Here is a 12,081-nt window from a genome sequence, read left to right as displayed (position 1 = left end):
CGATGAATATCTCCGCGCCATTCATCCGGAGACCGGTCGCTACTACGCTGCTGACCATTGCCGTGGCCATCGCCGGAGCCATCGGCTTTACCGTGCTGCCGGTCTCGCCGCTGCCGCAGGTCGATTTCCCCACCATTCAGGTGCAGGCCGGTCTGCCCGGCGCCAGCGCGCAGATCATGGCTTCGTCCGTGGCTACGCCGCTCGAACGGCAGTTCGGGCATATTGCCGCGGTCACGGAGATGACCTCGTCGAGCTCGCTCGGATCGACCAACATTACTCTGCAGTTCGATTTGAACCGCGATATCGACGCTGCCGCGCGCGATGTCGAAGCTGCGATCAACGCCGCACGCACTTATCTACCGGCCAATCTTCCCGGCAACCCCACCTATCGCAAGGTGAATCCGGCCGATTCGCCCATCATGATCATTGGTCTCACCTCCAATATCTATGAGCGTTCGAAGCTGTATGACGAAGCGTCGACGGTCATGGAGCAGAAGCTCTCGCAGATTCAGGGCGTGGGCCAGGTCGTCGTCGGCGGCGGCGCGCTGCCGTCGGTGCGCGTGGAGGCGAATCCGACTCAGCTCAACAGCTATGGCCTCACCCTCTCCGATATTCAAGCCGTCCTGAGCACGGAGAACTCGCAGCTCGCACGGGGTCAGCTCGCCGGCCCCCGCTCCACTGCCGACATCATCGTCAATGGACAGATCTCGCACGCCGCCGAGTACGCCCCGCTGATCGTCGGATACAAGAACGGCGCGGCGGTGCGCCTGTCCGATGTCGCCCAGGTCATCGATTCGACCCAGAACATCCGCAACGGCGGATACCTCAATGGCCTGCCGGCCATTCCCATCATCATCTTCCGCCAGCCCGGCGCCAATATCATTCAGACCGTCGACCGTATCCGCGCACAGTTGCCATTCTTGAAAGCGACTATCCCGGCAGGCGCTGACATGACGGTGGTGATGGATCGCACCACCACCATTCGCGCCTCAGTCAACGATGTCGAGCGCAGCCTGATCATCTCCATCGTGCTGGTGATCGTGGTGGTCTTCCTCTTCCTGCGCAGTCCGCGGTCTACGCTCATCCCGACCGTTGCCGTGCCGGTTTCGCTCATCGGCACCTTCGCGGTGATGTATCTGCTCGGCTTCAGCCTGGACAATCTTTCGCTGATGGCCCTCACCATCTCTACCGGCTTCGTGGTCGACGACGCCATCGTGGTGATGGAGAACATCACCCGCCATCTCGAAGAGGGGATAGAACCCTTTGCCGCCGCCCTCAAGGGCGCAGGCGAGATCAGCTTCACCGTTTTCTCCATCAGCATGTCGCTGATAGCCGTCTTCATTCCCATCCTGCTCATGGGCGGCATCGTCGGGCGTCTCTTCCGCGAATTCGCGGTGACGCTTTCGACGGCCATCCTGGTGTCGATGATCATCTCCATCACCACCACGCCCATGATGTGCGCGCATCTGCTCAAGGCGCACGACCAGGAGAAGCATGGGAGACTCTATCGCTTCAGCGAAAAAGTCTTTGACGGCATGCTGTACGGCTACCGGCGCAGCCTGGAATGGGTTCTCGAGAACCCCGGGCTCACGCTGGTCGTCCTCGTCATGGTGGTGGTGCTGAATGGCGTCCTGCTCCTCAAAATCCCCAAGGGATTTTTCCCCCAGCAGGATACCGGTGCGCTGGTCGGTGGTGTGCAAGGTCCACAGGATGCCTCGTTCCCGGTCATGGATGACTCCATCCAGAAGCTGGTGAAGACCATCAAGGCCGATCCCGCAGTCGCTAATGTCATCGGCTATGTCGGCACCGGCAACGGCGGCTTTGTGTATGTTTCGCTGAAGCCGCTTGATGAGCGTAAGATTTCCGCGCCCGATATCATCAACCGTCTCCGGCCAAAGCTCAACAACCAACCCATCGCGTCCCTATTCCTGCAGGCTGCGCAGGATCTGCGCATTGGCGGACGCAGCAGCAATGCGCTTTATCAGTACACCATCCAGGCCGACAATACCAACGACCTCACACATTGGGCTCCCATTCTGCTTGCACAGATGAAGAAGCAGCCGGGCTTGCAGGATGTCAACACCGATTTTCAGGACGCCGGCCTGTCCGAATATCTCACCTACGACCGCGTAGCTGCAGCGCGTTACGGTCAGACCTCCCAATCCCTGGACAACGCGCTTTACTCAGCCTTCGGGCAGTCCGAGGTGTCGCTCATCTACACCCAGTACAACCAGTACTATGTGGTTCTGGAGGTAGCACCGCCCTACTGGCAGAATCCCGATGGCCTGAAGAACATTTACCTGAATTCGGGCAACGGAGTCATCCCACTGGCAACGATGACCACCGCTCGGGCGAACACGACTCCGATCTCCGTAGCGCACACCGGGCTCTTCCCTTCGGTTACCATCTCCTTCAATCTCGCGCCCGGAGTATCGTTGAGCACGGCGACGCAAGAGATTCAACAGATGCAGGACCGTCTGGGCACTCCCTCGACCATCCACGGCTTCTTCGCAGGAACCCTGCAAGCATTCCAGGCTTCGTTGAGCACCGAGCCCATGCTCATCATCACGGCGATCCTGGCGGTTTACATCGTTCTTGGCATTCTGTATGAGAGCCTGATTCATCCGCTCACGATTCTGTCTACGCTGCCCTCGGCCAGCGTCGGTGCGGTGCTGGCCTTGATGATTTTCAAGGTAGACCTGAACGTCATCTCCATCATCGGAATCATCCTGCTCATCGGTATCGTGAAGAAGAACGCCATCATGATGATCGATTTTGCCTTGATGGCCGAACGCGAGCAGGGCAAGAGCACGGAAGAAGCCATCTTCGAGGCCTGCATGCTGCGTTTTCGTCCCATCCTGATGACGACCATGGCCGCGCTCTTCGGTGCGCTGCCGCTGGCCTTCGGCACCGGCACCGGCTCCGAGATGCGCCGGCCGCTAGGCATCACGATTGTCGGCGGGCTCATCATGAGCCAGCTTCTCACTCTCTACACCACACCGGTCGTTTACCTGTTCCTCGACCGCACCCGGCTCCGCGTGCTGGGCAAGCATCACGACACCTTCAATCCAGAAGCTGAGGGAGAAGTCGCCTTATGACATCGCCTCTCAAAAAGAAGCTCCGTATGAAATCGAACCCTTCTCTTGCTCGCCACTCGAAACCGACGTGGTCGAAGACTGCAGGGCATCCAACGTTCAGCACCTGGGGCGTAGGATCAGTTGCAGCTTCGCTCCTTCTCCCCCTTGCCCTCACAGGTTGCCTGCCTGGACCGAAGTACCACACTCCGTCTGCGCCCGCATCCGCCGCACCGGCCTACAAAGAGTCCACGGTGAACTTTCAGGACGCTCCAGGATGGAAGGTCGCCAACCCGCAGGATGCCATGCTGAAGGGAAAGTGGTGGGAGATCTACAACGAGCCTGAGCTCAATGCGCTCGAAGAACAGCTCCAGATCGACAACCAGAACATTAAAGTCTCGTTCGAGAACTTCATGGAGGCGCGAGCGCTCATCCGCGAAGCCAAGGCCCAATACTGGCCTACGATCACGACCAGCCCCGGATGGAGCCGCAACAAGAGCTCGGGCAACTTGGGACGCTCCGCCACTGCCAATGCCGGCAGCACCGCCTCTACATGGGCCTTTCCCTTCGACGTCTCATGGACGCCCGACTTCTTCGGCAAGATTCGCAGCGAGGTGCGTGAAGCGCAGTACGGAGCCCAGGTCAGTGCCGCCGATCTCGAGAACGAAAAGCTGGTCGAAGAGGCCAGCCTGGCTGAGTTCTACTTCGAGCTGCGCGGACAGGATGCCTTACAGAAGATCCTCGACGACACCGTTGTCGCCGATAAAAAATCGTTGGATTTAACCCAGACTCTTTACGACACCGGAGTCGATCAGTACATTTCGGTCGTAGGAGCGATTGCCACTCTCAAAGCCGCCGAATCGGCTGCGCTGAATCTCGGCGTTGCCCGCGCGCAGTATGAGCATGCCATCGCCATGCTCATCGGCAAGCCCGCAACTGACTTTGCCATGCCCGTGAAGCCATCGCTGATACCTCCCCCGGCCATTCCCACTGGCGTGCCTGCGCAGCTCCTGCAGCGCCGTCCGGACATCGCCGCTGCAGAGCGCCTCCTCGCTGAGGACAACGCCACCATCGGCATCGGTTATGGGGCATTCTTCCCCAACGTCACGCTTTCGGCCAGCGGAGGCTTTGAGGCATCCGCCTTCCAGCATTGGTTCGATTGGCCCAGCCGTTTCTGGTCCATTGGTCCATCGATCTCGCAAACCATCTTCAACGGCGGCCTTTACCGCGCTGAACTGCAGCAGTACACGGCTACCTACAACGCCAACGTAGCCACCTATCGCGAGACTGTCCTGACCGCCTTCCAGCAAGTGGAAGACTATCTTGCGGCCACGCGCATTCTCTCCGAGCAGGAGATCAAGCAGCGCGAAGCGGTCGCGGCCGAGCAGCAGTACCTTGATCTCGAAATGGGCCGCTACCAGACGGGCATCGATCCCTACATCGATGTCATGACTGCGCAGACTACCCTCCTGGGCGATCAGGAGACACTGGCCTCGCTGCAGATCCAGGAGAGCGTGGCGTCGGTTGAGCTCATCCAGGCTCTCGGTGGAGGATGGGATGTGTCTCAGCTGCCGACTCCCGAGCAGCTATCGGTCAAACCCTCCAAGACCGATTACGTCATGCAAAAGTAAGTGAAGCTGTTCGTAAAGGGAAGAAGCAAAGCTGACCGTTCTGCTTCTTCCCGGAAACTATCCCGCCGGTCATTCCAGCTATCCATTTATCAATTGAAATAAGTTCCAACTTGGTTGAACTTTTACAAAGGTTTTCGGAGCCGGTTTTCGTTCTCCGATCCGATAAACCGTTTTACGCTCGTTCCATCCCTTAGAGTACGTAAGTTAAGTGCATATATATCAATAATTTATAGATGCATCCTCCTCTCATCACAAAAGATATTGACAGACGATATCTGATTTCGGTAAACATTCTCCCGCCAGTGAATCGATTTAGCAGATCGATTTAGCGGTGAAGGCAGCGCGCACAATCGACCGCTAAATTAACGGATCGAATGCGCATTGCCGGTTGGTTTCGTAGCCGGGCACGTCCCGTCTCGAACGAATAAGAATGGGCTCCCGATCCCCCACAGACCGGGTTGAATGCAAGCCGCAACTATGGAGGCGGGAGAGAAATTGCAGTCGTATCGGACGCACATACGGAGTTCGTTTGGCAGCCCGAAGAGGCAGGAACTGCGATAGCGGCTCCCAGTGGAAGAAATGTTTAACGCTTTATTTGAAGAGAGGCTAGAGAAGCAAATGAAAAAAGATAGTTGGTTTGCACGGTTGGGATCGTTCACCAACCAGGGGATCTGTTTATGCGCGTTATTGGCGCTGGCAGCCCTCCTTATCCATGCGCCGGCTGCGTCTGCTCAGAACATCACGGCAACGCTGTCCGGCACCGTACAGGATACGACCGGGGCGGTTATTCCTGGAGCATCCGTAACCCTTGTGAACGAGGCAACCCAAGACACGCGTGTCATTACTTCGACGGCGGCGGGTTACTTCACCTTCCCGGCCATCCTGCCCAGTTCCTACACCCTGAAAATCTCGGCCAAGGGCTTCAGCAGCAAGAACGTCAACGGCATCGTCCTCCATGCAGGCGATTCGCTCAGCGTTCCTGATCTCTCCCTTGCCGTGGGTGGCGCGGAGCAGACCGTTACTGTAGCGGCTGCCACGCAAAATATCATCACGAGCAACGGCGAGCGTTCCGATGTTCTCTCCTACGCCGACATTCAGAACCTGGCGCTTGAGGGCCGCGACACGACCGAGCTGCTCAAGGTGCTGCCTGGTGTCACCACCGTCTCCGGCGGTCTCACCAATAGCGGCTCCCAGTTCAACCCGGTCAACACCGGTGCGGCGCAGAGCGCCATCGGCAGCGGTTTGCAAGTCAATGGCGTCCCCTACAAGGGCGGCACGGCACTGCTCGCCGATAACGTAAGCATTCTCGATCCCGGCGATGACGCGGGCGCTCTGGCCACCATCAGCCCGGAGATGACGCAGGAAGTCAGCGTGCAGACCTCGAACTTCGGCGCCGAGGCGCAGTTCGGACCGGTTGTCGTCAGCGCGATCAGTAAGTCCGGAACCGCGTCCTATCACGGAGAAGGTTACTTTGATGCTCGTAACGACGCCCTGAACGCCAACGACTGGCAATCCAATCATCAGGACAAACCGAAGGCTGGAGCGCACTACTACTACCCTGGCGGCAACGGCGGCGGTCCCATCCCCTTCACTCACAAAACGGTGTTCATCTGGGGCGGCTACGAGCATTTCTTCCAGAATCAGGGCAATGCCAACGTACTCCAGTCCTACATTCCCAGTCCGGAGATGATGGCCGGCGACTTTACTTCGGATAACGCAGATAACAATGTTCTCTGCCCGGGTGGGTTTACGGCCGCAGCGCAGGGTAGCTGGTGCAACAACCTTAACGGAACCATCCTGCCGGACGGCACTCCCGTAACCAACGGCCATATCCCCGCGCAGTATCTCGATCCGGGCGCCAAGGCCCTGGCGAGTTTCTGGCCCAAGGCCAACGCCAATCCCGCGACCACGCCTGGCGGCTACAACTATTACCAACCGATCATCAATACCAACAATGGCTGGATCTATCGCCTTCGCCTTGACTACAACCTTGGCGACAAAGATAAGTTTTTCATCTCTTATCAGCAGGGATACAGCAGCGAGCTCGCGAACGGCAACGGCGCACACATCTACTGGACCCCAGGCAACTCCATACCCTTCCCGGGCGGCGGATTGCATGGGCTGACCTTCTCCAAGGCCATCGCCGGACACTTCGTTCACATCTTCAACTCCACCACCACCAACGAATTCATCGCGGCCTGGGCGTTCGGCAACTTTCCCTATGCACCGCCGAACACCGCCGCTGCGTACAAGAGCACGCTCGGCTATCCCTCCAGCTATGGATCGGTCTTCGGTGGCGGCTCCAAGCTGATCCCCTCCTACAGTTCAGGAGGAACCGACACCTTCCCCGATTTCTCCCAGTCGGACATCTTCGAGCCAGGCGGATCCTACATCGTTCGTAAGGAAGTGCCCAGCTTCACGGATAACTTCACCAAGGTGTGGGGCGCGCACACCGTCAAATTCGGTGGATTCACCCAGAACGTCAGCAACCTGCAGGGCAATGACGGTACGAATCTGAACGGCATCGTCAACAGCTTCAGCGGTCAGCAAAAAAACCTCATCACAGGCATCAATACCGGTTCACCGAACAACCCGGTAGCCAACTTCATCACCGGTACTGTCACCAGCTACACGGAGAGCAACGGGGCTCCGGTCAGCGACATGGCTTACCAGGACACTTCGTTCTTTGTTCAGGACGACTTCAAGGCCACGCGCCGCCTCAGCATCGACATGGGTGTGCGCTTCGATCACGTTGGTCACTGGTATGACCGGCAGGGAACGGGCATGGCCGTCTTCTATCCGGATCGGGTTATGCCCGATTATTTCGCAGGCAAGATTTCACCCGGATACTACTGGCATTCGATCGATGCCGGCGTGCCGCTCAGTGGCCAACCTAACCGATTTGCCTTTGTCTCGCCACGTTTCGGATTGTCGTACGATCTCTTCGGAACGGGTAAGACTGTACTCCGTGGCGGCTTCGGTGCATATCGTTTCTCCGATCAATACAACGATTATGCTTCTGCTCTCACTACAGCGCAGGCCGTGCAGAACTATAACCTGCCTGGTCAATCCAGCATTCAACTCTCACAGATCGGTCTACTGAAACCATCTGCCTGCACCGCGCCGCCTTGCGGCACCAGCGGCAACCAGACTGGTCTCGATCCGACCGACTACGGCATCCCGTTGACCTACGCCTACAACTTCACCATTGATCAGGAACTGCCCCATCATATGCTTCTCGAAGTGGCATATGTCGGCAACAGTAGCAGCGAGTTGAATGACAATGGCGAAGTCATCTCGGGCAGCCAGTTCACGGCCTTTGCCGACCAGAATAAGGCCCCGGTAGGGTCCTTCTTCCAGGCCGATCCGAAGACCGGCCTGATCGCTCAAAATCCGGAAAGGGTTAATAGTACCTGCGCCGGCACGGTTTGCAATGCGGCGGCAGATTATCACGCATTCGGTTACGCCTATGGCACTGCCAGTGCCTATGAAAGCAAGGACATCGGCTACACGAACTACAACGGCCTGCAGGTGACATTCTCCAAGCAGACCGGCCACCTCACCTTCAACCTCAACGGAACCTGGTCCAAGACCCTAGGGACCGGACTGCAGGCGAACCCCTTCGTTCTGCGCGCTAATTATGGCGTCGAAGCGATCGACCGTCCGCTGGTCTTCAACTCCTCGTACTCCTACCAGACCGGCCGTTGGTACAACGGAAACAAGCTGATCGGCGGCGCAGTGAACGGCTGGTTGATCTCCGGTATCTCCACCTGGCAGGAGGGCGGAAGCATCATTGCGGGGCTGGGGAACGGCGTGCCCAACTTCGGGTTAACAGAAAACTACATCAATATTCCTCAGGCTGCGCAGAATGCGGGTGTTGCTCCTGGTCTCGGCGATCCGACCTACTTCGGTACGGACGCGCCGATCTCTATCAATCCTGTGCTCAGCTGCAATCCCACCTCCGGCTTGCACCACTACCAGAGAGTCAACGTTGCCTGCTTCCAGGCTCCGGCCATCGGTACCAATGGCGGCCAGAACTATCCGTATATGAGCACGGCGGCGTACATCGACAATGATCTGGCTTTGGCCAAGACCTTTACCATCACCAAGGAGCAGAATGTGGAATTCCGCATCTCTGCCTTCAACTGGCTGAACCATCCGCTACCCCAATTCAGCTCTCTCAATCAATTGACGCTGCGCTATAACGTCGATTATGCGAGCAAGGCCATTACTTTGAATCAGGCAAACAGTCCGAATGCAGGGTCAGGCCAGACGGTGCAAAACTTTGGCTATCTCGATAGCAAAGATGGTTCGCCCTACCAACGTAACCTCGAACTCGACATCAAGTATCACTTCTAACTTAACCTCAACCCCGAAAGGGCATCGCCAACCCGCGATGCCCTTTCGACATTTAGCTATGCATTTCGAACGGCCTCACGGGAATGTGATTTCTTCAGTAGATGGCTTTCTCGCGCCTGCTTCCAACTTCGACCTGCTCCTCTCTATCACCCTCTTGGATATACTTTCTTAGCAATGCCATCTGCAGTACAGATCCCGCATACACAGAGCACATCATCAAACGGATGGCAGATCGGCCTTCTTGCCGTGGCCTTCTTTTATTTTGCGATCGTGGCGCCGTCTCAGACCGCGCAGCCGGATCTTCAGCAGCAATACGACAAGGCGCAAAGTCTGCAATCTTCCGGCGACATGGAGCAAGCCGTCTTCGCCTATAAAGTTTTCATCGCCAGCGCCGTCGCAGAGCTGGCTGAGGACCGCTCGAAGATCGGCGACAATCCTCTCGCGGCCAAACAATTCGAAGAGTCTCTGGCGCTCCATCCCAACGATTTGGATTTGCTGCTTCGCACCGCACAGGCCGAACGCGATGCATCTAATCCTGCTCGCGCCCAGGAGCTTGCACAGCAACTTCTCACTGCGGAGCCCCGCAGCGCTGAAGCCCACGCATTGCTTGGCAGCATCGCTTCGCGATCGGGCGATCCCGACAGCGCGGTCAAGGAATACGAGATCGCCGTTGCCATCGATCCGAGTATTGCCAACGGTTTTGCCCTGGCCAAGGCGTATCTCATGAAGAAGGACGAAAACTCTGCGGCGAAGATCTTCACCGAGATGCTGGCCAGTGCGGGCGATAACGCCGCCGTCCACCTGGATATCGGCCGTACCTACGGCGAGACCGGCTATCCCGATCAGGCCATCATTGAGTTCAAGAGGGCTCTGGTCGAAGATCCGAAACTGCCCGGCCTTCATTATTCTCTCGGCGCGTCGTACCTGCTCAGTATGGGCGAGATCGATTTTCCGAAGGCTGCGGCTGAGTTTCACAAGGAGCTCGCGCTTCATCCTGACGACTTCCTCAGCCACTCCCAACTGGGATACATTGCGGTTAACGAACACAACTATCGTGAAGCGGAAAAGGAGCTGCGGCGTGCTGCCGAGCTTAACCCTCGCGATCCGGATACACAGCTGTCGCTCGGCCAGCTCTATGTCGATACGAACCGCCCGCGAGAGGCTGAATCGGTATTGCGTCAATCGATTGCCTTGACCACCGACCCCTCGCGCAATCATTATCAGGTGCAGCGAGCGCACTACCTGCTCGGCCGTGTGTTGATGCAGACCGGCCACACGGATGCCGCAAAAGCCGAAATGCAGACCTCGACCGATCTCCTGAAGCTCAGCACTTTGCAGAATCAGGGCAAGAGCGCAGCGGAGATCGCAGCATCTGAAAAGGCCGACCATTCTCTCAATAAGGCTGCCGTACCGGCTCTCGACCCACAAGCGATGCAGCAGATGGAAGAAGTGGAGAAGCGCCTCAGCCCGGCTATCGCCGATAGCTATAACAATGTTGGAGCCATCGCCGCACAGGATGGAGACTTTGCCGCAGCCGTTTCCGCTTTCCAGCATGCCGCGGAATGGAATCCTCATCTCGAAGGGCTCGACTACAATCTTGGACGCGCCGCCTACTCGGCGAAGGATTACGCCGCTGCCGTAGCGCCCCTCGGTAGCTATCTGCAGCAGCATCCGAAGGACACCTGGTTCCGCTCTGCGCTGGGCGTGAGCCTCTTTATGACCGGCAGCTACCATGCTGCCGTTGAAACGCTGCAACCGATCGGTGCACGCCTGCAGGCGTCGCCGCAACTGGCGTCCATCTATGCCGCCGCGCTGGTCGAGTCCGGAGATGTCGCAGCGGGCATCGCGCGGCTGCAACAGCTTGAGGCCGCGAACCCCGACAAGCCGGAGTTTCATCGCATGCTGGGCCGCGCCTGGCTGCGGTCTGGTGATAACAACCGCGCCGAGCAAGAGCTTCGCGCCGCTCTCCGTCTTGATCCTAGCGACACGGATACTCAGCATCGCCTCGCACAGCTAGAGCAAGCGAAGAGTGCTAGGCCGTCGGCCGAGCCCAAATAGCGGCGCGAGACCTGCTATCTTTCGATGCCGTTTTATTCTCCGCATGGCCTCGCGCACAAGAGTTAAAAAACGTCCTCCTGTCTCCGAAAGAGACTGGGCTCGTCTAGACTTGGTATCACCTCCCCTAGCTGGGTGGGCGTATCGTGCGCCTGCCGAGTGCCATCGTGCTCAATTCAGCAATCGGAGGTCCACCAATGGTGGGGATCGGCAGTAGGCTTCGCGCAATCAGGCAGAAGTGGGGACTTACCTTGCGGGAAGTGGCGGAGAGGAGCGCACGTCTCTCCGAGAAGTACGGGAATCCCAACCTGCGGATCTCACCAAGCTGGCTGGCGCGCGTCGAGCAGGACGGACACGATTTCTCTTCTTCAAAATTGATTGTGCTCTCCAACATCTACCACCTCTCGTCGGAAGAGCTGCTTGATCTCTGCTCGCAAGGGACGAAGAGCGCTCCGAATCTGGATGCCTCGGATGGTCCGAATGCCTCACTTCTTCTCACTTCAGGGCCGTTGGAAGAGCAGGCGAGGACCTGGCTTCCGGACCAGATTCTTGCGGAGAGGACATGTGATAAGACACGTCTGCTGCCGTCTCTAGAATTCATGCCCAACCATTATCGCCGCGGCATTATCGGAAACGACGATCTCGCACTCTTCCCGCTGATGAAGCCGGGAACGATCGTGCTGATCAACATCCACAAACGCAAGATCGCCCATCGAAGGGAATGGACAGGTGAATACGACCGCCCGATTTACTTCCTGGAAACGTCCGAGCGTTTTGTCTGCGCGTGGTGCTCTCTCGATCGAAGTAAGACGATATTGTCGCTGGACCCGCATTATTCCTCACCCGTGATGAGTGAGAACTGGAAGTATCGAACCGAGGTGAGTGTGGTGGGACAGGTGGCCGCCGTCTTCCAACGCTTTGAGGGGCTTTCGGCCAACGCGTAGACAATGCTTCGGGCCGAG

5 protein-coding genes are annotated in these 12,081 nt (G+C 57.8%); all 5 read left to right on the top strand.

The window, feature by feature from the left end; translation table 11 throughout:
- Positions 1-2 precede the first annotated feature (2 nt).
- The 5 genes from XX99_RS24975 to XX99_RS24955 all read left to right on the top strand — a co-directional run bounded on the left by XX99_RS24975 (position 3) and on the right by XX99_RS24955 (position 12,063).
- On the top strand, positions 3-3,098 hold the full coding sequence (locus XX99_RS24975) for an efflux RND transporter permease subunit (RefSeq protein WP_050062127.1): 3,096 nt from the start codon (positions 3-5) through the stop codon (positions 3,096-3,098).
- 26 nt (positions 3,099-3,124) lie between these two features.
- Positions 3,125-4,705, top strand: a complete 1,581-nt coding sequence (locus XX99_RS24970; protein WP_082125996.1) for an efflux transporter outer membrane subunit — start codon at positions 3,125-3,127, stop codon at positions 4,703-4,705.
- A gap of 618 nt (positions 4,706-5,323) precedes the next feature.
- Complete coding sequence (locus XX99_RS24965) at positions 5,324-9,064, top strand: TonB-dependent receptor (protein ID WP_184084618.1); 3,741 nt, start codon at positions 5,324-5,326, stop codon at positions 9,062-9,064.
- Positions 9,065-9,238: 174 nt separating this feature from the next.
- Positions 9,239-11,122, top strand: a complete 1,884-nt coding sequence (locus XX99_RS24960; RefSeq protein WP_050062125.1) for a tetratricopeptide repeat protein — start codon at positions 9,239-9,241, stop codon at positions 11,120-11,122.
- Between the two features lie 143 nt (positions 11,123-11,265).
- Positions 11,266-12,063 carry a helix-turn-helix domain-containing protein gene (locus XX99_RS24955; RefSeq protein WP_156186208.1) on the top strand — a complete coding sequence of 266 codons (798 nt, stop codon included), beginning with the start codon at positions 11,266-11,268 and terminating at the stop codon, positions 12,061-12,063.
- Positions 12,064-12,081 lie beyond the last annotated feature (18 nt).

This window comes from Silvibacterium bohemicum, assembly GCF_001006305.1.
Taxonomy (GTDB): domain Bacteria; phylum Acidobacteriota; class Terriglobia; order Terriglobales; family Acidobacteriaceae; genus Silvibacterium; species Silvibacterium bohemicum.
Note: the sequence above shows the minus strand (reverse complement) of the source record. Positions and strands in the feature narration are given on the sequence as shown.

Coding starts and splice junctions, on each gene's coding strand:
- XX99_RS24960 (WP_050062125.1), top strand. CDS start 9,239: ATGCCATCTGCAGTACAGATCCCGCATACACAGAGCACATCATCAAAC.
- XX99_RS24970 (WP_082125996.1), top strand. CDS start 3,125: ATGAAATCGAACCCTTCTCTTGCTCGCCACTCGAAACCGACGTGGTCG.
- XX99_RS24965 (WP_184084618.1), top strand. CDS start 5,324: ATGAAAAAAGATAGTTGGTTTGCACGGTTGGGATCGTTCACCAACCAG.
- XX99_RS24975 (WP_050062127.1), top strand. CDS start 3: ATGAATATCTCCGCGCCATTCATCCGGAGACCGGTCGCTACTACGCTG.